20 protein-coding genes are annotated in these 21,470 nt (G+C 68.9%); 10 read left to right on the top strand and 10 right to left on the bottom strand.

What is annotated here, in order from left to right; all coding sequences use genetic code 11:
• Positions 1 to 80 precede the first annotated feature (80 nt).
• The 4 genes from ACWGE0_RS39240 (at position 81) to ACWGE0_RS39225 (ending at position 5,176) form a co-directional block, all read left to right on the top strand.
• A complete protein-coding gene (locus ACWGE0_RS39240) occupies positions 81 to 791 on the top strand; it encodes a response regulator transcription factor (RefSeq protein ID WP_452265949.1) in 711 nt (236 codons plus the stop codon).
• 25 nt (positions 792 to 816) lie between these two features.
• Entirely contained in the window at positions 817 to 2,826 is a 2,010-nt protein-coding gene (locus ACWGE0_RS39235; protein ID WP_452265948.1) for a hypothetical protein, read from the top strand.
• A gap of 67 nt (positions 2,827 to 2,893) precedes the next feature.
• Positions 2,894 to 4,441 (top strand): peroxidase family protein, encoded by a 1,548-nt coding sequence (locus ACWGE0_RS39230; RefSeq protein ID WP_452265947.1) that lies wholly within the window; start codon positions 2,894 to 2,896, stop codon positions 4,439 to 4,441.
• Positions 4,442 to 4,450: 9 nt separating this feature from the next.
• Complete coding sequence (locus ACWGE0_RS39225; RefSeq protein WP_452265946.1) at positions 4,451 to 5,176, top strand: nucleotidyltransferase domain-containing protein; 726 nt, start codon at positions 4,451 to 4,453, stop codon at positions 5,174 to 5,176.
• A gap of 383 nt (positions 5,177 to 5,559) precedes the next feature.
• Here ACWGE0_RS39225 and ACWGE0_RS39220 read toward each other — a convergent pair whose 3' ends face one another.
• On the bottom strand, positions 5,560 to 5,949 hold the full coding sequence (locus tag ACWGE0_RS39220) for a DUF4267 domain-containing protein (protein ID WP_452265945.1): 390 nt from the start codon (positions 5,947 to 5,949) through the stop codon (positions 5,560 to 5,562).
• Positions 5,950 to 6,040: 91 nt separating this feature from the next.
• On the opposite strand from ACWGE0_RS39220, the gene ACWGE0_RS39215 reads away from it, so the two are divergent.
• Positions 6,041 to 6,628: a TetR/AcrR family transcriptional regulator gene (locus ACWGE0_RS39215; protein ID WP_452265944.1), complete on the top strand. Its 588-nt coding sequence runs from the start codon at positions 6,041 to 6,043 to the stop codon at positions 6,626 to 6,628.
• Here the strand turns inward: ACWGE0_RS39215 and ACWGE0_RS39210 are convergent.
• From ACWGE0_RS39210 to ACWGE0_RS39195, 4 genes are read right to left on the bottom strand one after another with little or no spacing between them, the layout of a single operon-like run.
• A complete protein-coding gene (locus ACWGE0_RS39210; RefSeq protein WP_452265943.1) occupies positions 6,587 to 7,747 on the bottom strand; it encodes a THUMP-like domain-containing protein in 1,161 nt (386 codons plus the stop codon). The two genes, ACWGE0_RS39215 and ACWGE0_RS39210, sit on opposite strands and share 42 nt — an antisense overlap.
• A gap of 1 nt (position 7,748) precedes the next feature.
• Positions 7,749 to 8,705: a methyltransferase domain-containing protein gene (locus ACWGE0_RS39205; RefSeq protein WP_452265942.1), complete on the bottom strand. Its 957-nt coding sequence runs from the start codon at positions 8,703 to 8,705 to the stop codon at positions 7,749 to 7,751.
• Complete coding sequence (locus ACWGE0_RS39200; RefSeq protein ID WP_191301169.1) at positions 8,695 to 9,474, bottom strand: enoyl-CoA hydratase/isomerase family protein; 780 nt, start codon at positions 9,472 to 9,474, stop codon at positions 8,695 to 8,697. Before ACWGE0_RS39200 ends, ACWGE0_RS39205 begins: the two co-directional genes overlap by 11 nt.
• Before the next feature lie 54 nt (positions 9,475 to 9,528).
• A complete protein-coding gene (locus ACWGE0_RS39195) occupies positions 9,529 to 10,371 on the bottom strand; it encodes an ABC transporter ATP-binding protein (RefSeq protein ID WP_319965875.1) in 843 nt (280 codons plus the stop codon).
• A gap of 89 nt (positions 10,372 to 10,460) precedes the next feature.
• Between ACWGE0_RS39195 and glgX the strand changes: the two genes are divergently transcribed.
• Positions 10,461 to 12,575, top strand: coding sequence for a glycogen debranching protein GlgX (gene glgX / locus ACWGE0_RS39190; RefSeq protein ID WP_452265941.1), 2,115 nt, complete (start codon positions 10,461 to 10,463; stop codon positions 12,573 to 12,575).
• Between the two features lie 15 nt (positions 12,576 to 12,590).
• On the opposite strand, the gene ACWGE0_RS39185 is transcribed toward glgX, so the two are convergent.
• Positions 12,591 to 12,752, bottom strand: a complete 162-nt coding sequence (locus ACWGE0_RS39185) for a hypothetical protein (RefSeq protein ID WP_452265940.1) — start codon at positions 12,750 to 12,752, stop codon at positions 12,591 to 12,593.
• Positions 12,753 to 13,184: 432 nt separating this feature from the next.
• Here ACWGE0_RS39185 and ACWGE0_RS39180 point away from each other — a divergent pair, with 432 nt between their 5' ends.
• Genes ACWGE0_RS39180 through ACWGE0_RS39170 form a run of 3 tightly spaced genes read left to right on the top strand, consistent with a single transcriptional unit; the run spans position 13,185 to position 15,330 of the window.
• Positions 13,185 to 13,772: a cysteine dioxygenase gene (locus tag ACWGE0_RS39180; RefSeq protein ID WP_452265939.1), complete on the top strand. Its 588-nt coding sequence runs from the start codon at positions 13,185 to 13,187 to the stop codon at positions 13,770 to 13,772.
• Positions 13,769 to 14,158: a rhodanese-like domain-containing protein gene (locus ACWGE0_RS39175; RefSeq protein WP_452265938.1), complete on the top strand. Its 390-nt coding sequence runs from the start codon at positions 13,769 to 13,771 to the stop codon at positions 14,156 to 14,158. The genes ACWGE0_RS39180 and ACWGE0_RS39175 overlap by 4 nt, the downstream gene beginning before the upstream one ends.
• Positions 14,159 to 14,208: 50 nt before the next feature.
• Positions 14,209 to 15,330: a hypothetical protein gene (locus ACWGE0_RS39170; protein ID WP_452265937.1), complete on the top strand. Its 1,122-nt coding sequence runs from the start codon at positions 14,209 to 14,211 to the stop codon at positions 15,328 to 15,330.
• 76 nt (positions 15,331 to 15,406) lie between these two features.
• Here the strand turns inward: ACWGE0_RS39170 and ACWGE0_RS39165 are convergent, their stop codons facing one another.
• From ACWGE0_RS39165 to glgP, 3 genes are all read right to left on the bottom strand, one after another.
• Positions 15,407 to 15,730: a hypothetical protein gene (locus ACWGE0_RS39165; protein ID WP_452265936.1), complete on the bottom strand. Its 324-nt coding sequence runs from the start codon at positions 15,728 to 15,730 to the stop codon at positions 15,407 to 15,409.
• A gap of 241 nt (positions 15,731 to 15,971) precedes the next feature.
• Positions 15,972 to 16,517: a hypothetical protein gene (locus ACWGE0_RS39160; protein ID WP_452265935.1), complete on the bottom strand. Its 546-nt coding sequence runs from the start codon at positions 16,515 to 16,517 to the stop codon at positions 15,972 to 15,974.
• 299 nt (positions 16,518 to 16,816) lie between these two features.
• The gene (gene glgP / locus ACWGE0_RS39155) at positions 16,817 to 19,405 is read right to left on the bottom strand and encodes an alpha-glucan family phosphorylase (protein ID WP_452265934.1); all 2,589 of its coding nucleotides are present in this window, start codon (positions 19,403 to 19,405) and stop codon (positions 16,817 to 16,819) included.
• A 116-nt stretch (positions 19,406 to 19,521) separates the two neighbouring features.
• On the opposite strand from glgP, the gene ACWGE0_RS39150 reads away from it, so the two are divergent.
• Positions 19,522 to 19,866, top strand: coding sequence for an Imm1 family immunity protein (locus ACWGE0_RS39150; RefSeq protein ID WP_452265933.1), 345 nt, complete (start codon positions 19,522 to 19,524; stop codon positions 19,864 to 19,866).
• Here the strand turns inward: ACWGE0_RS39150 and ACWGE0_RS39145 are convergent.
• Positions 19,844 to 21,403: a serine/threonine-protein kinase gene (locus ACWGE0_RS39145; protein ID WP_452265932.1), complete on the bottom strand. Its 1,560-nt coding sequence runs from the start codon at positions 21,401 to 21,403 to the stop codon at positions 19,844 to 19,846. The genes ACWGE0_RS39150 and ACWGE0_RS39145 overlap by 23 nt on opposite strands.
• Positions 21,404 to 21,470: the final 67 nt, after the last annotated feature.

The following is a 21,470-nucleotide window of genomic DNA, read 5'->3' as shown; positions in this document are numbered from 1 at the left end:
AAACCATCCACGCCCTATCGTGTGGCATAAGCCCAAGCGCCGCCGCATCGCTGTGAGCGTGAGGCGCCATGCCCAACTGCGTGCGGTCAACGAGGATCGCGGTGCATTCGTGGGAACCCCTGGTCAGTGATGCCGTCGCGAGCTGGCTGGACGCGTTGCCCGGCTGGCTCGTGGTGGGCACCACCTACACACTCGAAGACCTGTTGCTGCTGTGCCGTTTGCGCCCGCCGGACGTCGTGGTGGGGCAACTTTCCCCGGAACTCGTACCGGGATTTCCACTCGTGGTCCTCTGCCCGGCGTGTGGCCTCGCCTCGCTGCGGGCGTCGCTGGAGCACGTGCCGCTCACCTCGCTGCACCGCGTCTCGCCCGGCGCGTTGACCGACCGCGAGATGGAGGTGCTCGCCCACGTCTGTTCCGGGCTGTCAGCGGTGTCCGTCGCGTCCGCCCTCCGGCTCTCGCCGCACACCGTGGTCAACTACAAGCGGCGGATCTTCGCCAAGCTCGGCGTGCAGAGCCGGGCGCAGGCGGCCGCGGTGGTGACCAGGCTCGGGCTTGTTCGTGTTCCCTGTCGTGACGCTGTGTTGCATGACAACGTTCCCACTCTCACTCACCGCGAGAACGACATCCTGGCTTCGATCGCCCGGGGTGAGTCGGTGCGGCAGACGGCGTCGGCGCTGGGGATCGCGGTGAAGACCGTGGAGTCCGAGCAGCGGCAGCTGTTCTTCAAGCTGCGCGTGCACAACAGGGCCCAGGCGCTTTCGGAGGCACAACGGCTCGGATTGCTAACGTAGCGCCCCCACCAGGGGATTTCCGTATGTGACCGAGTTCGAGAAACGGCTCGTCACCGCGGCCCAGCGCGGTGAACTGCTGGTGTGCCCGAAGTCGGCTCCCGCGGTGCGCGCCGAGCTGATCAGGGAGCTGCTGCTCGGCCGTCACGGCGAGCTTGACCCACGAGGCGTGCAGATCGAGGGCGCACGGATCAAGGGCGTGCTCGACCTGGACAACGTGACGGCCTCCGTCGGCCTGTACCTGTACGACTGCACCATCGACGAACCGATCGACGCTCGCGACGCACACCTGCGGGAGCTCGTCCTCAGCGGCGGGCGGTGCGCCGGGCTGCAGGCCGACGGCGTCCACATCGAGAGGGGCCTGTACCTGCGGGGCGGGCTGCAGGTCGACGGCGACAAGAAGGTCGGCCTGATCAGGGTGGTCGGTGGCCACATCGGTGGAGATCTGAACCTGGAGAAGGTGGCGCTGACCAACGCCGCCGGTCCCGCCATCGACGCCAACCGGCTCCGTGTCGACGGCTGCGTTTTCGCGCGGCACCGGGTGCGGATCACCGGGGACAGCGAACTAGGTGCATTCGTGCTGCTCGGCGCCCACATCGCCGGAGACCTCCTGTTGGACGACGACGTGACGATCACGAACCCCAGCGGGCCTGCTCTGGACGCCGACGACATCCGCGTTCAGGGTGAGGTCCTGCTGACGGACGGCTTCCGAGCCACCGGACACGGCAAAGAGGGCGCAGTCTCGTTCGAAAACGCCAACGTGGTCCTGAACGTCAAAGTGGTGAAGGCGAAGATCTCCAACAACGCAGGCCCCTGCCTCACCGCCACGAACGCCCGCGTCGGCGGTGACGTGCTGATCTGGCAAGGGGTCCGGATCGCCGGGCGCGGGCCGACCGGCGCGATCGTCCTGGCAGGTGGTCACCTCGGCGGGATCGTCGTGCTGGAAGACGCGGTGATCACCAACGAACGCGGTGCGGCGGTGAACGCGAACGGCGTCGACATCAGCGGAAGCCTGTTCCTGCGCACGGGAACCCGGCTGACCGCGCGCCATCCCGGCGGCGCGATCGACCTGATCAGCGGCCACCTCACGGGAGATCTCGACATCTCGGACGCGGTCGTCACCAACGCGCTGGGTCCGGCGGTGTCCGCCGACCAGGTCCAGATCGACGGGCGCCTGTTCCTCCTGGGACGGACGTCGCTCACGGGCGCCGGCAGATTCGGCGCGGTGAGTTTGCACGGAGCGCACATCGGCGGCCAGTTCCACGGCGAAGGCGAGGTCGCGCTCAAGGTGCAGGGCGGGCTCGGCCCGGTGCTGAACCTCCAGGAACTCGGGGTCGGGACCACCGTGACGTTGCCGCCCACCCTGTTGTGCCACCGCCGCGGGAACGACTGGACCTGCGCGCACAGGAGCTGGGTGCGGATGGACGGGCTCTCCTACGCCTCGCTCGGTGAGGGATGGGACTGGCAGCAGTGGCTGCACCTGATCCGCCACCACACGCCCGCGTACCACGCCTCCGCCTACCAGCGCCTCGCCGCCGTCGAGCGGGCCGCCGGGCACGACGGCACCGTGCGCCGGATCCTCATGGCGCAGCAAACCGATCTCCGGCGCCGCAACCCGCAGGCTCTGGGCGGTCGGCTGACCCTGTGGTTCCACTGGTTGTGGGGCGTGCTGGCCGGGTATGGCTACCGGGCGCGCCGCACCGCTGCGGCACTGTTGCTGGTGCTGGCGATGGCGGGGTTCCTCGGCTGGTGGGCGGGCCAGGTCTCCACCCGTCCCGGGCATCTCGCCGCTGAACGCGTGGCGAGTGCGACAGCTGCCGCTGGAGTGCCTTGTTCCACTGTGGAGCTGGTGGGGCTGGGGCTTGATCGCGGGCTGCCGTTGGGAATGACCGGCATGCGGGCGCGATGCGACCTGGACACCGCTGCGCGGGCGGGACAGGCGTTCACCGCGGCGATCTGGTTGGTGCAGCTGGCCGTGTGGGGGCTGGCGACGCTGGCGTTGGCCGGGTACACGAACCTGGTGCGCAAGCCCGGCTGAGACGCGGCCGGCCGGAACGCGGCGTAAGGGATTGGCGTCCCCTGCATGGTTGTTCGTCCGTGCGGCGATGAGTGATCTTGCAGAACACTGCGCCGACATGGGCAATCTCACCAGACGTGGATTTCTGGGAGGCGTCGCGGGCGCCGGTGCCGTGACGCTGGCTCCCTCCCCTGCCGCCGCGCAGGTGGCCGCTGTCGACGCGGCGGCCACCTCGCCCAGGTTCTTCGGACGGATGTTTCCGGACCTGCCGCCGTTCGCCGAGAACACGCAGCGCGTGCAGGACGCGTTGCGTGCGATGGGCGCGCCGGGCGGGCCGCTGGACGCCAAGGATCCGTTGCACGAAGGGCCTGTTCGACTCATCACCAATCCGGAACTGAGTCCTGGCAACCTCGACAACCCCTTCAACACCGCGGGGACGACGTTCGTCGGGCAGTTCATCGATCACGACTTCACGTTCGACCTCCACTCGCGGCTGGCGGTGCCCGCCGTGCCGGAGCAGAGTCCGAACACGCGGAATCCCACCCTGTCACTGGATTCCGTGTACGGCGGCGGGCCGGTTCTGTCGCCGCAGCTGTACGACTCCGGCGACCGGGCCAAGTTCCGGGTGGAGAACGGCGGGTCGTTCGAGGACCTGCCGCGGCGCGCCGACGGCGTGGCGATCATCGGGGACCCGCGCAACGACGAGAACCTGATGATCGCCGGGCTGCACGCGGCTTTCCTGTTGTTCCACAACCGGATCGTGGATCGGCTGCGCGCCGCGGGTGTGCCTGGCGACCGGGTTTTCGCGGACGCGCAAAGAACCGTTGTGTGGCACTACCAGTGGATGGTGGTGCACGAGTTCCTGCCGCAGATCATCGGCTTCGGGCTCACGCAGGACATCCTCGCGCACGGGCGGCGCTTCTACCGGCCGGCGCAGGGTCAGCACTACATGCCGGTGGAGTTTCAGGGCGCGTGTTACCGGTTCGGGCACAGCCAGGTGCGGCCTTCCTACCGAGCGAACCTGAAGGGAGACAACGGTCAGCCGTTCTTCGGCTTCGTCTTCGACCCCGCAGGGGAAGGGCAGAGCGATCCGGTGGACCTGCGCGGCGGGCGGCGGGCGCGCCGGAGGTTCATCGGGTGGCAGACGTTCTTCGACTTCGGGGACGGCCAGGTGCGGCCGAACAAGCGGATCGACACGCACATCTCGACGCCGCTGTTCCGGTTGCCGCTCGGGGCGATCGCGGACGGTTCGCCGCCGGTGTCGCTGCCACAGCGCAACCTGCTTCGTCACCTGACCTGGTCGCTGCCGTCCGGGCAGGCGGTGGCGCGGGCCATGGGCATTCCGGTGCTGGACTCGGTGCCGGAGCTGCGGGAGTTCGGCTTCGACCGCTCAACGCCGCTCTGGTACTACACGCTGCGCGAAGCCGAGACGCTCGGCGACGGCATCACACTCGCGGGCGCGAGCGCCCGGCTGATCGGTGAGGTGTTCGTCGGGCTGCTTCAGCTGGATCCCGAGTCGTACCTGAGGCAGCAACCCCAGTGGAAGCCGACGCTGCCGTCCCGCGTGAGCGGCCAGTTCGGAATGGTCGACCTGCTTCGGTTCGCCCGCGTCGATCCCTCGAGCCGCGGCCAATAAAATTAGGCGGTGTTCACAGTTTCGGAACGTGACCAGCTGCGCCGCGACCTCGCCAACGCCGCCGACACCGACCCGCGAGTGGTCGGGGCGGCGTTGACGGGTTCGGTGGCAGTGGGCAAGGAAGACCGCTGGTCCGACATCGACTTCGCGCTGTCGATCGACCGCGAACTCGACTCGGTCGTCACCGACTGGACCGCGCTGATGTACGCGTGCGGCGCCGTCAGCCACCTCGACGTGCGGCACGGGAAGGTCCTGTTCCGCGTCTACCTGATGCGCTCGACACTGCAGGTCGACATCGCGTTCTGGCCCTCGACCGAGTTCGGCGCGACGGGACCGACCTTCCGGCTGCTCTTCGGCGAGGCCAACTCGCTGCCGCAGTCCCGGCAACCCGACCGCGCCGAACTCATCGGTCTCGCCTGGCTCTACGGCCTGCACGCGCGGTCGTCCATCGCACGCGGCCGCGGCTGGCAGGCGCTCTACATGGTCAACAACATGCGCGACCAGGTGATGGCGCTGTGGTGCGTGCGCGAAGGGGTCAACGCGGTGCAGGGGCGAGGGCTGGACGACCTGGCTGATGCTGACGCGTTCGCTGGGACGCTCGTGTTGTCGACGCATCCCGATGAGCTGCGGCGGGCGTTTCACGTGCTGACCGGGATGTTGGTGGGGGAGATCGAGGACTCGGGGCTGGCGGAGGCGGTGCGGGCGCTGTCGCCTGGGGTTGGGGTGCGGGGGTGAGCCAAGCATGCGGTGGCGGGCGGCTGATGGGGCGGAGGCGAGGACTCCGCGCTGGCCGAGGCTGCTGGGTGGCGCTGCCGCCTGGGGACGCGGTGTAGCGGTGAGCAGCGCATGCGCCGGCGGGAACGATGGCGAACCGCGGTCGGCGGTCCGCTCGCGGGTGCGGCCGTAGCTGGGCGAGACCGACGACTCCGCGCTCGCGGAGGACGGGTGGGGCGCTGACTGCGGGAGCCGCAGTCAGCGGAGAGCCGCCCACGCACCGGCGCGGAGTCGTGACGAACCTCGGCCAGCGGTCCGGTGGCACCGGCGCGGAGTCGTGACGAGCTGCGACTGGTCCCCCACGGCGCCCGCAACTACCTGGCCGTGAGCCTCACCAGCACTGGTCAGTGGCTTACGGCCGGTTGGGGCTTCGCGGGTGTCGACTCCCGCAGCAGCAGGGCCGCGGTGAGAAGCACCAGGACGGCTGCTGAGCCGTGTACTGCCAGGGCGTAGGCCACGGTGCCGCCGTGGGTCATCACGGCCAGGCAGTCGCCGATCGGGATGATCGCGTCTGCCAGGACTACCCAGCCCAGGGCTCGGCGTTGCTTCATCAGCAGCAGGATCAGGGCGGTCAGGGCGTAGGCGAGGTCGCGGACGCCCTTGACGACGTAGTAGCCGGCTGGGTCGACGATGCCGAAGCCCGCGGCCGCGCCGTGGCCGTTGAGCAGGTAGTTCAGGCCGAAGTAGAAGCCCGCCAGCACTACGAGCCAGGCCATGATCGTGGTCAAGCGCATTGCATCCTCCACAAGAAGCTAGCGGTGCTAGGTAGTGGAGCGACGCTAACATTATGGGCGCTCGGATGTCTAGCGGTGCTAGATTCTGGGGGTGAGCATCCAGAACAGGCGCGAGCGTGAACGTGCGGAGCGGCATCAGCTGATCATCGACGCGGCGCGGGAGTTGGCTGAGGCGGAGGGCTGGGACGCGGTCACCACGCGGCGGCTCGCGGAGAAGGTCGAGTACAGCCAGCCGGTGCTTTACAGCCATTTCAAGGGCAAGGACGCGATTGTGCGGGCGGTCGCGATCGAAGGGTGTGGCGTGCTGGCCAGGCAGTTGCGCAAAGCGCGGGCGGCGCACGGGAAGTCACGGTTGCGGGCTGCGGCGGAGGCGTACCTGGAGTTCGCGGAGACCAGGCCCGCGCTGTACGACGCGATGTTCGTGCAGCAGGTGGACATCCCGTTCGGCACCGACGAGGTGCCGCAGGAGTTGCGCGACGCGTTCGGCGAGCTGGTGGCGGCGGTGGAACCTGTGGTGGGCGAACGGGATCTGGAGACGCTCACCGAGGTGTTCTGGAGTGCGATGCACGGGATTGCGACGCTCACGCACGGCAAGAGGCTGCGGCCGGACCATCACGAGGCCCGGCTCGCTCTGATGCTAGGTGCGCTCAGCCTGACAGAGCAGAAAAACGGGCTTTGAGCCGACGCGGGTCAGCACGACGGAGGCCTCGGCGGGACCGGAGAGCTTCAGGCGTTTGCGCAACGTGTTCGGGTCGACGTCCAGGCCGCGCACCAGGATCTCCAGCCGGCCGATGCCACGCGTCTTCAGCAGCGACTTGAGGGATTTCTCCGTGTAGTGGCCGTGTTCGAGCACGCGGAACGCGCGGACACCGGCGGGAGGCTTGTCACCGCTCAGGTACGCGATGCGTTCGTCGAGCTGCCACAAGCCGTGTCGGGCCGCGTAGTGCTGAACCAGACCGGCACGCACGACGGCGCCGTCCGGGTCGATGATCCACGAGCCGGGCGCGAGCACCGGGCAGTCGTCGGGCTCGGCGTCGGTGATGGTCCACGACTCCGAACCGTGCAGAACCGTTGCACGGCGTGAAACACCAGGCGTGGCAAGGCCTCGCGTCCACAGGCAGGCTTCCCGCACGGCACCGTCCAACGACACGACCTCGATCTCGTCGGCCCACGGCGCGACCGCGAAGTCGATGCCGGGAGCGCACTTCACCGCGAGATCGACGCCGGCGTACACCGAAGACAACTCGTCCAGAGGCGGCACGAAGTCGGAGGGATTCCACTTGCGGCGCCCGGACGAGTCACGACGAGCCGGATCGGCGGTGACCGCCGTAGCCCGAGACACCGGCCGCAGCGCGTCGGCGACGACGACCAGCTGGCCAGGAACGTTGTTGCGCGCCATGGCAAGCCGGACCGGATCGAGATCAGACCCGATGCACCGCGCGGCGACCGCGCTCAAAGCGAAGAGGTCGGCACCCACAGAACACGTCACGTCGTGGACATCACGTCCGGCGAACCGCAACGCGCGATGGCGGGCAACGGCAGAAGCGGTGGCCTGCTGCAAAGCGTCGTCGGTGAAGAGCCAGCTGCCAGAAGAGTCCAGTTTGGACGCTGCACGGCGGCGCAGCAGCACGGTTTCCACGACCGGGGCGAAGGAGGAACCGAGCAGACGACGTGCCGCCTCGACGTCCCGAACCCGGGAAGAGTCCGAGAAGGGCAACGCGTCCACCTCGGCCAACGCGGCGATCCCTGCGGCAGAGCACAGGAACGCCACGTCGGAAGAGGTGAACGCGTAGCCCAACTCAGGAAGTCTTCTTGCCGGTGATCGACACGTTGTAGAACACCTCGCGCGGCAGCACCTTCGACAGCACGTTCTGGTCCACCCACGAGAGGTTCTGCCAGGTGCGGTAGGCGAACATCGCCCACCCGAAGCCCAGCTTCTCGCGCGGCACGGCGGACTCGAACGTGCGCACCGGCCAGCCGAACAAAGCCGCGGACAGCTCGTCGGTCACCGCGCGAACGCCCATGGCACCGGCGCGACGAGCCGTCGCCTCCAACTGGTCCGGGTCGAACGTGTGCAGGTCGACGACGGCCTCGAGAGCCGCCGCACGGGACGACTCGTCGAGCTCCTCCTGCGGACGGCGCCACCCGCCCAGCACCGGCACGGCCTTGGTGATGTTGGTGGTCAGCCACCACGTCGCCTGGCCGAGCTTGCGGGCGTAGAAGTTGCCGATGTTCGTCGGGTCGCCCGCGAACACGAACTTGCCGCCCGGCTTCAGCACGCGCAGCACCTCGCGCATCGCCGCCTCCACATCCGGGATGTGGTGCAGCACCGCGTGGCCGACGACGAGGTCGAACGTGTTGTCGTCGTACGGGATGCGCTCGGCGTCGGCGACCCTGCCGTCCACGTCGAGACCGAGGTGCGACGCGTTGCGCAGCGCGACCTCGACCATGCCGGGCGAGAGGTCGGTGACCGAGCCCTTCTTGATCACGTCGCCCTGCATGAGGTTCAGCAGGAAGAAGCCGGTGCCGCAGCCCAGTTCCAGCGCGTGCTCGTACGGGCCGACGTCACCCGCGGCGGCGCGGAACCTCTCCGTCGCGTAGGTGATGCAGCGGTCGTCGTACGAGATCGACCACTTCTCGTCGTACGTGCCCGCTTCCCAGTCGTGGTAGAGCACCTGCGCGAGCTTGGTGTCCTTGTAGGCGGCCTCGACCTCTTCGGCCGTCGCGTGCGGGTTCGGTGCCGGATCAGTTGCCACTGAACTTCGCCTTTCCGGGACCGTTCGCGATGAACGACTCCACGCCGTTCTTCTTGTCCTCCGTCGCGAACAGCGCCGCGAAGAGGTGGCTTTCGAGCTTCAGACCCGACTCGAGATCGGTGTCGAGACCGCCGTCGACGGCCGCCTTCGTGGCGGCCAGCGCGAGCACCGGCCCGCCGACGAACTGCTTGGCCCACCGAACGGCAGCGGCGTACACGTCATCGGGTGCGACGACCTCGTCGACCATGCCGATCTCGAGCGCCTCCTGGGCGCCGACGAACCGGCCGGTGTAGAGCAAGTCCTTGGTCTTCGACGGTCCGATCAACCGGGCGAGGCGCTGCGTGCCGCCACCGCCGGGGATCAGGCCGAGCAGGATCTCGGGCTGGCCGACCTTCGCGTTGTCGCCGGCGATCCGGCGGTCGCAGCCCAGCGCGACCTCGAAGCCGCCGCCCAGCGCGTACCCGGTGATCGCGGCGACCGTCGGCTTCGGCACCGAGGCCAGCGCGCCGAGAGCGTCCGACAGGCCCTTGGCCCGCAGCGTCATCTCGGCGTGGGAGATCTGCGCGAACTCCTTGACGTCCGCACCGGCCGCGAAGACCTTCTCGCCGCCGTAGACGATGACCGCGTAGACGTCAGAACGCTCCGAGGCCTCCTTCGCGGCGGCCTGGAGCTCGGTCTGCACCTGCCGGTTCAGGGCGTTCATCGGGGGCCGCTCCAGGCGGATCGTCCCGATCCCGTCCTCGACTTCCAGCCTCACGAACTCAGCCACGCGGCCCTCCATGTTTCTCGCGACAGCAGTGTCACGTTACCCGGCAGTAGCTTCTCAGACCTTCCGGCGGGCGAAGAACCGCTCCCCCGACTTCTGCAGCTCCAGGTCCTGGCCGAACGTCTTCGAGAGGTTCTCCTCGGTCAGCACGTCGTCCAAAAGCCCCTGGGCCACGACCGAGCCCTCCCGCAGCAGCAGCGCGTGCGTGAAGCCGGGCGGGATCTCCTCGACGTGGTGCGTGACCAGCACCATCGCCGGCGCGTCCGGGTCGAGGGCCAGCTCCGACAGCTTCGCCACGAGGTCCTCGCGGCCGCCCAGGTCGAGGCCCGCGGCGGGCTCGTCGAGCAGCAGCATCTCGGGGTCGGTCATCAACGCGCGGGCGATCAGCGTGCGCTTGCGCTCGCCCTCGCTCAACGTCCCGTACAGGCGGTCGGCCAGGTGCGCGATGCCCAGCGTGCCGAGCAGCTCGCGCGCACGGTCGGTGTCTTCCTTGCCGTAGTCCTCGCGCCACCGGCCCAGCACCGCGTAGCCCGCGGACACGACCAGGTCGACGACCTTCTCGTCACCGGGGACGCGGCCGTTCAACGCCGCGGAGCACAGCCCGATCCGAGGCTTGAGCTCCTGGACGTCGGTCTTGCCCAGACGTTCACCCAGGAGGTGGACCTTGCCCTTGGTCGGGTGCAGTTCGGCACTGGAGAGCCGTAGCAGGGTCGTCTTGCCGGCTCCGTTGGGGCCGAGCACCACCCAGCGCTCATCCAGTTCCACGCTCCAGTCGATGTTGCCGACCAGCACGTTCTTCCCACGACGGACCGACACGCCCGCCATGTGCACGACCAGATCTGTCACGTCGACGTCCGCCACGAGCCCATTGTTCCGAACGGCCTTGCACCGACCACTCATCGGGGTGGTCGACGCGATGGGCGCGCCCACTGCGCCGCCGGTGTGAACTCTCAAGTTTTTTGTCGGTCCCGGATGCCAAGATCGGAGGTATGGCTACGCGACCCGAGTCCGAGGTGCTGGCAGGCCGACCGTTCCCACTGGGGGCACACGCCGAAGCAGGCGGTGTCCGGTTCGCGGTGACCTCCCACGTCGCCGATGCCGTCGAGGTCTGTCTCATCGACGACGACGGGGCGGAGAAGCGGGTCGAACTGACCGAACGGACCTTCGGCGTCTGGCACGGGCTGGTGCCGGGCGTCACGCCTGGCCAGCGGTACGGGTTCCGGGTGCACGGGCCGTACGACGCGGGGCGCGGACTGCGGTGCAACCCGGCGAAACTGCTGGTCGACCCGTACGCGCGGCAGATCACCGGCAAGATCACGGACCTCGAGGCGTCGCTCGGCTACGTGGGCGACCCGATGCACGGCCCGCCGTCCGCCGTCGACTCGCTCGGCAGCGTGCCCCTCAGCGTCGTCAGCTCACCTGGCGGCGCGGACACCGGCGTGAAGCCAGAGGTGCCGTTCGAAGAGGCGGTCATCTACGAGATGCACGTCAAGGGCTTCACGAAGAACCACCCGGAGATCCCGGAGAAGCTGCGCGGCACCTACCTCGGGCTGGCGCACCCGGCGGCGATCGAGCACCTCACCCGGCTCGGCGTCACCAGCGTCGAACTGCTGCCGGTGCAGGCGTTCCAGGACGAGCCGTCGCTGATCAGCAGGGGCGCGAGCAACTACTGGGGCTACTCGCCGTTGGGCTACTGCGCACCACACGCGGCGTACGCGAGCGAGCCCGGCAACGAGATCCAGGAGTTCCGGACGATGGTGGCCGCCATGCACGCGGCGAACATCGAGGTGCTGATCGACGTCGTCTACAACCACACCTGCGAGGGCGGGCCGGACGGACCGACGCTCTGCTTCCGCGGCTACGACGCGCCGGGCTACTACCTGCACACGGGCGGCGGCAGCACCGTCGACATCACCGGCTGCGGCAACACGCTGGACGCAGGGTCGCCGCAGGTCGTGCGGCTGGTCACGGACTCGCTGCGGTACTGGGCGGACGAGATGGGCGTGGACGGGTTCCGGTTCGACCTCGCCTCCACGATGGGGCGGCCGGGCGGCGGGTTCTTCGACCGCGACAGCGCCCTGCTGACCGCGATCACCACGGACCCGGTGCTGTGCCGGTCGAAGCTGATCGCCGAACCGTGGGACGCGACGGGCGACGGTTACCGCGTCGGCGACTTCGGCGTGCAGTGGGCCGAGTGGAACGGCCGTTATCGCGACACGGTCCGTGACTTCTGGCGCGGGCACACGTCCGTGCGCGACCTCGCGTACCGGCTCTCCGGGTCGTCAGATCTCTACGCGGACGACCTGCGCAGGCCGTGGCAGTCGATCAACTTCATCACCGCGCACGACGGGTTCACGTTGCGCGATCTGGTGTCGTACAACGACAAGCACAACGAGGAGAACGGCGAGGAGAACCGCGACGGCACGAACGACAACCGCTCGTGGAACTGCGGGGTCGAAGGCGAGACGACGGATCCCGAGGTCCTCACGCTGCGGGCCAAGCAGGCGCGGAACCTGCTCGCCACGCTGGTGCTGTCGACGGGCACGCCGATGATGACCGCGGGCGACGAGATGTGGCGCGGCCAGGGCGGCAACAACAACCCCTACTGCCTCGACAACGCGGTGTCGTGGGTCGACTGGACGGAGACCGACGCCGGCAACGCGCTCCTCGGGTTCACCCAGCGCCTGATCGACCTGCGCTCGTCGTCGCCGGCGTTGCGGCAGCCCGAGTTCTTCGAGGGCCGCACCACGCCCAGCGGCAACCCGGACCTGGTGTGGTTCCGGCCGGACGGGCAGGAGATGGCCGAGACCGACTGGTTCGACGAGGGGCGCCGCACGCTCGGCATGTTCATCGACGGCTCGAACTGCCTGTCGCGCACGCGGGACGGTGAGCTGGTGTCGGACGACTCGTGGCTGTTGCTGATGCACGCCGGTGCGGACGCGATCACCGTGACGATGCCGCACGAACGCTACGGGCCGTCGTACGAGCCGTACCTGGACACGACGACGGCGGACGGTTCCCCCGCCGCTCCTGGCGCGTACGGGCCCAAGGCGAAGTTGACGGTCGAGGCGCGCTCGCTGCTGTTGCTGCGCGTGCCGCAGTGACCTGGGCAGCAATGATCAGGGCAGGTCGATGTACTCGTGCGGATCGGCCGCCGCCGGGTCCGGCCAGCCCCTGATCACCACCCGGTCGACGCCGAGGCGCTGGGCGGCGGCTTTGAACGAAGCGCTGGGCGGCAGAGGTGAACTCCGCGATGCGTCCCGAACGCTGCCGTTGTGCACGAGGCTGAAGCTGCGTGAACCATCGCCGGGGCGATCCGGCCCGAGCGGACAGCGACTCGTCGTCCTGGTGTGGTGAGTAGAAGATCGCGGGCGGAGTGGCGGCAGCGTGGGCCGTACCTGGCAGCAACGTTGCGGCGGCACCGGGTGCGAGCGCCTTGCGGCGGCTGAGGTCCATGCTCTGTCGCGTACCGCGTCCCAGCAGGTGGACGCAACCCTGGTGAAGACCACAGACCAGGCAGTGGACGCTCTAGCCACTCTCCGACGGCGTCTGGCACCATGCGGGCTGTGGTCGTCTATTGCTGGACTGACCGCACGATCGACCTCTTGCTCGTGGCGTCGTGCGGGTGTAGCTCGACGCGACGCGTGCGCTGAGGCGCCCTGCGTCGCGTCTTGATCGCTACCCCGTACCGACGTGGCATCAGGAGCGAGTACGTGACTTCGACGTTCGCCGATCAAGATCAATTCGACCTGCACCCCGAGCTGGACGGCCAGCTGCTGCGGGACGTGATCCATCCGTCCCGGTCGCTGTGGACGCCGCGCGAGCTGCGCGATCTGACCTCCTTCGTGGCGAGCGAGCTGACCACCGGCCTGCTCTCGGTCCTCGACTACTCGACCGAACGCCGCTGGTGGGCGCGGTTGGGGCTGACCGAGGGCGTCGAGCTGTGGCTGTTGTCGTGGCTGCCCGGCCAGGGCACCGAACCGCACGACCACGGTGGGTCGGCGGGGTCGTTCACGGTGCTGACGGGCTCGCTGCAGGAGGACTACCGCTACCCGGCCGGTCCGATCAGGTCCGCCGTCCGCGGCACCGGTGACGCGCTGGGCTTCGGGTCCGGGCGGGCGCACCAGGTGACGAACCCGTTCGAGGCGCCGGCCGCGACCGTGCACGCCTACTCGCCGCCGCTCGTGCCGACCCGCGAGTACGCGTCGCTGCTCGACATCCCCGACTCGATCCCGCCGTTGCCCGCGCAGCGCCTTCCCCTGTCCGAACTGCGTCAGCTGGCCGACCAGGAGGGCCCGTGAGCACCGTCGACACCATCCTCGAAGAGGCCAGGTCGCACCTGAAGCGGCTCGAACCGCACGAGTTGCACCAGCTCGAGAACGCGCTCGTCGTGGACATCCGGCCGATCCACAACCGGCTGGCCGAGGGCGAGATCGAGAACTCCGTGGTGGTCGAGCGGATCGTGCTGGAGTGGCGGCTGGACCCGGTCGGCGACTGGCGGCTGCCCGGCTTCACCGCGGACACCACCGTCGTCGTGGTGTGCAACGAGGGCTGGGCCTCGTCGCTGGCCGCCCGTGACCTGCAGCGGATCGGGCTCGCGAACGCCACGGACCTCGTCGGCGGGTACCGGAACTGGCGCGCGGCCGGGCTGCCGATCAGGGAAGGCGGCTCTCAAGCCGTCGTGTGAACTGCGAAGTGCGTTTGGAACCGCTGTCACGCCGGTAGCGTCTGGAGACCGTGACAGTTGTGCGCTGGGCCGCGACCGCTCTGGTCGTGGCCGGAACGATCGCCTGGACCCTCTCGGAGTTCTACCTCGGACTGGCCGGAGCGCTGGTCGGGTTGCTGCTGGGGGTGAACGCGGCACAGGTGGGCCTGGCGCTCGGAGCCGTCCTCTTCGGACTTCGCATCACGCACCTGATCATCGGCGTCGGTGGCGAGCTCAAGTCGTGGACCTCGGCGCACCGGCGGATCGTGCTGCGGAACATCCCGCTGCTCACCACGATCGGCATCACCGGGCAGAAGCCGGGCGTGCGCAGGCGGACCGTGCTGACCGGCGCGTTCGCGATCGTGTTCTGCGCGGCGGTCGCGGCGGTCAGCTGGCTCGCGATCGGCTCGTCGTTCGGCAAGGGCCTGGCGCTGGCCACCACGGCGTGCTTCCTGCTGCAGCTCGTGCCGGTCGAGAAGCCCACCTACACCAGCCTGGGCTGGTTCGTGTTCACGCTGCCCAAGCTCACCGGGCGGCCGCTCGCCGAACTCGAGGCGCGGCCGCGGGTGCTCGCCGGCATGGACGCCTACGAGCGCGGTGACGTCGACGAGGCCGAGCGGATCTGCGAGGAGCTGGAGAAGGACCACTCGGACCTGCTCACCGTGGTGGGGCTCAAGGTCGCGACCGCCTGTGCCCGCGAGAAGTACCTCGACGCGCTGCAGACCGTCGTCGGGCTGACCGGGCGGCCGGACCTGGGCGAGCGCGAACTGGCGTTCGTCATGGCCACCACGGCCGGGCTCGCCGTGTACGCGGTGGAGGCGGGGCAGTTCCCCTCCGAGGTCGGGCTGGAGACCGCCCGCGGCATGCTCGGCAACGCCTACTCCGCCGGATACCCGAAGCACCGTGCGAACGGGACGCTCGCGATCATGGCGTTGCTGGAGGGTGACACGGCGAAGGCCAGGCAGCTGGCGGGGTACGCCGCCGAGTCGAGCGAGACCGCGCTGAACAGGGCCGACGACCTGGTCACCATCGCACGGGCGTGGATGGCGGACGGCAACAACGCGAAGGCCCGCGAGCTCGCGGCCGAAGCGCACGAGCTCGCGGGCTGGAATCCGCGGGTGGCGGCGACCCGCGCCCGTCTGGAGATCAGCTGACCTGAGGAAGGTCGGCCCGTCCGGCTGGAAGATCAGCGGACCGGCCGGAGATCAGCTCGACGGAGATCTCGGCGGATCAGCCGGGGAAACCGGGCGAATTGTTGCCGTTCCCGCCCGAGTTGCCGGCGCCGACGTTGTTGCCGCCGCCACCGTTGCTGTTGCCGTTACCTCCGTTGTTGTTGTTTCCGACGTTGTTGCCATTACCTCCGATGTTGCCCGATCCGGTGACGTTGCCGTTGCCGGGAGTCCACGGGTTGTGCGACAGCGCGGTGATCGAGATGGGACCGACGAGCTGCGTGTCCAGCACATCCCGGCTCTGCGCGGGAGCGGCCTGTGCGGTGGACGCGAACAGGCCCATGCCTGCGAGTGCGACTCCGAGGACGATTGCTTTCTTGATCATCTGCAGTTTTTCCGATCTGAGAGCAGCGGATCGAGCAATCGCAGGTTAACCACACCTTCTGAACGAAAACGAATCAGTCGCACCATTGTGTGCATTCAGGAAAAGCACTTGAACTGCGGCAAATGGGTGACCGCGCAGGTGGTAACAGCTATTCCGCATTGGACGGAATACTACGCACCGCACACAGGAAAGGGCCCGTCACCGAGACCGGTGACGGGCCCTTTCCCACCCCGCGTGGAGATCAGCTGTTCTCGACCGGCAGCGGCAGGCCGGGGAGCGCGGGCAGACCACCGGGAGGTGCCGGCAGGCCGCACTTGCTCAGCAGGTCGGTGACGGTCTTCAGCAACGTCGTCAGCAGTCCGGTGATCTTGCCGACGTCCGGCAGACCACCACTGGCGGCGCCGAGGATCGTGCCGCCGAGGCCCGCGATGGTCGAGATCAGGTTCAGCACGACCGGCAGGCACTGGTCGACCGGGCCGCTGTACTCGACGGCCTTCGCCGGCAGCGGTACGCCGGGCACGCTCACGGGCGGTGTCGGGAGACACCCGGAACTCTGCAACGCGGTCACCAGACCGAGCAGATCGCCGATCAACGGTGTCACGGCACCGACGTTCGGAATGGGCAACAGGCTGCCGACGACTTTCGTGAGCTTCCCGGCGAGATCGGTCACGAGACCGGCGCAGGCGGCTGGGAGTTCTGGCGCGGCAGGCGTCGCACTGGCAGCCGGTACTGATGAAGCAGTGAACAGAGCTGCGACGAGCGAGAGTGCGGTAATCGTTTTCCTCACGGCTACCTTCTTCCTCAATGCGCAATTCAGTGGAGCCGCGCCGGAAATGCCATACGGAATTCTGGTGCGGTTCATTCCATGTGGCAGAGCGTATGCCTGCACACGGCCCCCTACCAGCGGAGATCGTGAATTCACCCACTCGAAAAATGGCTCATTCGATTGAGGGAGGGCCTGAATCGAGCACGCGCCTGGAGCAGGTCACCAGCAGTGAACAGGAAACAAAGAAGACGAACACATCAGGGCATCCAGCCCGCCGTTTGAAGGCGAACTGGATGCCCTGTGTCGATCTCGTAAAACGATCAACCAGCCAGAACGACCCTGCCAAGTTCCGCAGAAGTCGCCAACAGGCCGTGACGCGGCAGCACGCGCACGGTGTAGCCGAGCGCACCGGCGTGCGGCAGCGGCACCTCCGCCTCGTAGTTGCCGTTGCCCGCGTAGTTCATCGGCGCGGACACGATGTCCTTCAGCTCGTCGGAGTCGTGGGACACCTTGCCGAGCACGACCTGGACGTCCACTTCGGACGGTTCCAGCCCGGCCAGCTCGACCCGCGCGCGCACGATGACCGGCGACCCGAGCACCGGCACGGACGAACCGCCGAGCACCAGGTCGCTGTCGAGCACCCGCACCCGCGTCCACGACGCGCGCAGCCGGTGCCGGTACGCGGACAGCTCCTTCGCGCCGCGGTAGCCCTCACCGACGACGGTCTGAGCGGACGCGGCAGCCGGCGCGTAGTAGGTCTCGACGTACTCGCGGACCATGCGCGAGGCCTGCACGACCGGGCCGAGCGAGGCCAGCGTGTGCCGGACCATCGACATCCACCGGGTCGGCACGCCGTCGTCACCGCGGTCGTAGAACAGCGGCGCGACCTGCGAGCCGAGCAGGTCGTACAGCGCGTTGGCCTCCAGGTCGTCCCGGCGGACCGGGTCGTTGACGCCGTCCGCGGTCGGGATCGCCCAGCCGTTGGACCCGTCGTAGAGCTCGTCCCACCAACCGTCGCGAATGGACAGGTTGAGGCCACCGTTCAACGCGGCCTTCATGCCGGACGTGCCGCACGCCTCGAGGGGACGCATCGGGTTGTTCAGCCACACGTCGCAGCCCCAGTACAGGTACCGGGCCATGGACATGTCGTAGTCCGGCAGGAACACGATCCGGTGCCGCACGCCGGCCTCGTCGGCGTAGCGCACGATCTGCTGGATCAACGCCTTGCCGCCGTCGTCCGCCGGGTGCGACTTGCCCGCGACCACGAGCTGCACGGGCCGTTCGGGGTGCAGGAGGAGGGACCGCAGCCTCTCCGGGTCGCGCAACATCAGCGTGAGGCGCTTGTACGTCGGCACGCGCCGTGCGAACCCGACGGTCAGCACGTTCGGGTCGAACACGGAGTCGGTCCAGCCCAGCTCCAACGCCGACGCGCCGCGCTGCAGCCACGACTCCCGCAGCCTGCGGCGGACCTCGGTGACCAGCCGGCCGCGCAGGGTGCTGCGCAGCTCCCACAGGCCGGCGTCGGTGACCGGCTCGAACGCGCCGATGCCCAGGCCGTTGCTGGTGTGACTGTCCGCCTCGGACGCTCCGAGCAGCTTGCTCATCTCGGTCGCGGCCCACGTCGGCCCGTGCACGCCGTTGGTGACCGACCCGATCGGCACCTCGGTGGTGTCGAAGCCCGGCCAGAGGCCGCGGAACATGTCCCGGCTGACCTCACCGTGCAGTTTGGACACACCGTTCGCGCGCTGGGCGAGCCGCAGACCCATGTGGGCCATGTTGAACATGCCGGGGTTGTCCTCGGCGCCGAGCGCGAGGATGCGCTGCGTGTTGACGCCGGGCACGAGGTTCTCGGCGCCGAAGTAGTGCTGGACCAGGTCGACGGGGAACCTGTCGATGCCGGCGGGCACGGGCGTGTGCGTGGTGAACACGGCACCGGCGCGTGCGGCCGTGAGCGCCTGGTCGAAGTCGAGACCGTCGTTGGTGATGTACTCGCGGATCCGCTCGAGGCCGAGGAAGCCGGCGTGGCCCTCGTTCGTGTGGAAGACCTCCGGCTGCGCGTGCCCGGTGAGCTCGCAGAACGTCCGCACGGCCCGCACGCCACCGATGCCGGCGAGGATCTCCTGCCGGATGCGGTGGTTCTGGTCGCCGCCGTAGAGCCGGTCGGTGACGCCGCGCAGGTCCTCGTCGTTCTGCTCCACATCGGAGTCGAGCAGCAGCAACGGGATGCGCCCGACCTGCGCCTTCCAGATCTTCGCGCGCAACATCCGGTCGCCCGGCATGGCGACGTGGACGAGCAGCGGCAACCCGGACGGCTCGGTCAGCAGCTCGAGCGGCAGCCCACGCGGGTCGAGCACCGGGTAGTGCTCGATCTGCCAGCCGTCGAGCGACAGCGACTGCCGGAAGTACCCGGACCGGTAGAGCAGGCCGACGGCGATCAACGGCACGCCGAGGTCGCTGGCCGCCTTGAGGTGGTCGCCGGCGAGGATGCCCAGGCCACCCGAGTAGTTCGGCAGCGCCTCGTGCACGCCGAACTCCATCGAGAAGTACGCGACGCTGGTGGGCAACGGTGTGTCGGGTGCTCCGTGCTCCCGGCGCTGGACGATCTCCTCCTGACGCCGCTGGTACCAGCGCGGACCCTGGACGTACCGCTCCAGGTCACTCGCGAGCGCGTGCAGCTTGAGCAAGAACTGCTCGTCTCTCGCAAGCGACTCCAGCTTCCCCGCATCGACGACGGAGAGCAGGCGCAACGCGTCGCCACCGACCTCGGACCAGACGCGGGGGTCGATCGAGGCGAAGAGTTCCTGCGTGGGCGGATGCCACGTCCAGCGCAGGTTGGTGGCGAGCGTGCTCAGCGCGGACAGGGGCTCCGGCAGGCTGGCTCGGACGGTGAACCGGCGAAGTGCTCGCATGACGAGCGAACTTACCTGCCACCCCTGAGTGCCTGACAACGTTCCCGGCCACACCTGCAACGACTTGCAGAACCGGTCAAGACGAGCACGGCCCGTGAACAGCCGATACTGGACTCATGTCCGAATTGGCGCGGGAGTTCGTCGAGCACGTCCACGAGCGCGCCGCGGACCACGCCGGCCACCGCGAGTGCTGGTCGTACACGCGCGGCGAGGAGACGCTGACCGTCGGCCTCGGGCCCGGCGTGGGGTTCGCGGTGTGGACGGACGCGTGGATCACTTCGGGCGGGGTCAACGATGCGCCCGTCGAGTACGAAACCGACGAAGGGGTCACGGCGGAGTTCCCGGTGGGCTGTGAGCACCCGATCGGAGTGGTGGTCGGGGTGCTGGAGCGGTTCGTCGAGCACGGGGACCGCTCCGGCGACGTGGAGTGGGAGCCGTTCAGCCCCGGTCCTCAGCCGTGATCAGCAGCTTCTCGCCCTTCCCCGAGATCGTCAGCGTGTGCTCCTCGGTCGTGACCTTGTTCGTCTCGGCCTCGGTCAGCTCCAGCGCCGTCGTGACCGAGAAGGTGCCGTCGTCGGACGGCGTGACCAGCGGGTTGCCCTTGACCGTGACCTTCGAGTAGGCCTTCCAGTACTCGTCGTCGGCGGAGGCCTGGGGCGCGTCGTCGGGATTCCAGTCGGCGCGCGCGCCTCCCGGGTTCTTCGGCAGCTTGCCGTAGTGCAGCTTCACGAACGTGACGACCTGGGCCGCGGTGAACTTGGTCGCGGGCGGCTTGGTGGACGGCGGCGGGCTCGGCTTGGTCTGGGTCGGTTTGCCCGTGGTGGGTGCCGGGGTGTTCTGGGTCGGCTTCTCCGAGGTCTCCACCGGGGTCTCGGACGTGGTGACCGGGGTCGAGCTGGGGTCGGCCGCGTTGTTCTCGCCCTTGTTGCCCTGGACGATCGCGTAGGCGATGCCGGCGATCAGGAGCACCGCGAGGATCGAGGCGGCGATCGCGAGGCCGCGGCCCTTCGACGAGGGTTCGGGCTCCGGGTCCGGCAGCGGGGCCGGCGGGCGGGTGCGCGGGGGTGTGGTGCGCGGGCCCTGGGGTGGCATGGGGCGCGGGCTTTGGGTCCCTGGGCCCGTGGACGGCATCACGGCGGTGCCGGAGCGGGGTGGCGGGCCCGGCGGGATCACGCGCGTCACGGTGGCGACGGCGCCGGACGCGATCGCCTTCAGTTCCTGGGCCGCCTGGGTGGCGGTGGGGCGTTGCGACGGCTCGTTGGAGAGCATCCGCACCAGCAGGCCCGTCAGCGGGCCCGAGCGCACCGGTGGGCGGGTGTCGCCGCGCGCGACCTTGTAGAGCAGGCCCAGGTCGTTGGTGCTCTTGCCGAACGGCGGTTCGCCCTCGGTCATCGCGTAGATCGTCGCGCCCAGCGAGAACATGTCCGACGGCGGCGCGGGGTCGGCGCCGCGGGCCAGTTCGGGAGCGAGGTAGGCGGGCGTGCCGGCGAGCATGCCGGTCTTGGTCACCGCGACGTCGCCGAGGGCGCGTGAGATGCCGAAGTCGGTGATCTTGACGGCGCCGTCACGTCCAATGAGGACGTTGCCGGGCTTGATGTCGCGGTGCACGATGCCCGCCTCGTGCGCGGCGGCCAGCGCGGACGCGGCCAGGGAGCCGATCCTCGCGGCTTCCTGGGGAGGCATCGGGCCGCGCTCGTCCAGGATCGCGGAGAGGTTCTTGGACGGCAGGTACTCCATGACCAGGCACGGTTTGCCGGCGTCGACCACGACGTCGTACACGGCGATCGCGTTCGGGTGCTGCAGGCGCGCGGCGATGCGGCCCTCGCGCATGGCGCGCTGGACGGCCTCGTGGGACTCGTGCGGCTGCACGTCGTTGAGGAGCAGCTGCTTGACCGCGACGTCCCGATGCAGGAGCTCATCACGTGCGCGCCACACGACGCCCATCGCACCCGCACCCAACTGATCGAGCAACACGTAGCGGTCGCCAAGCTTGTTCACGCGCGGCACGGTACCCGTAGCACCCTTGTAACACCGTGAGTTGAACGGGAAGGGTCCACTGGAGAGG

Source organism: Lentzea sp. NPDC054927, from assembly GCF_053610285.1.
This window is presented reverse-complemented; position numbering and strand designations above follow the sequence as displayed.

Bases quoted from the DNA above. Each gene is read 5' to 3' on its own strand.
- ACWGE0_RS39220 (WP_452265945.1), bottom strand. From the start codon at position 5,949: ATGCGCTTGACCACGATCATGGCCTGGCTCGTAGTGCTGGCGGGCTTC.
- glgP (WP_452265934.1), bottom strand. From the start codon at position 19,405: ATGCGAGCACTTCGCCGGTTCACCGTCCGAGCCAGCCTGCCGGAGCCC.
- ACWGE0_RS39165 (WP_452265936.1), bottom strand. From the start codon at position 15,730: ATGATCAAGAAAGCAATCGTCCTCGGAGTCGCACTCGCAGGCATGGGC.
- glgX (WP_452265941.1), top strand. From the start codon at position 10,461: ATGGCTACGCGACCCGAGTCCGAGGTGCTGGCAGGCCGACCGTTCCCA.
- ACWGE0_RS39195 (WP_319965875.1), bottom strand. From the start codon at position 10,371: ATGAGTGGTCGGTGCAAGGCCGTTCGGAACAATGGGCTCGTGGCGGAC.
- ACWGE0_RS39230 (WP_452265947.1), top strand. From the start codon at position 2,894: ATGAGTGATCTTGCAGAACACTGCGCCGACATGGGCAATCTCACCAGA.
- ACWGE0_RS39150 (WP_452265933.1), top strand. From the start codon at position 19,522: ATGTCCGAATTGGCGCGGGAGTTCGTCGAGCACGTCCACGAGCGCGCC.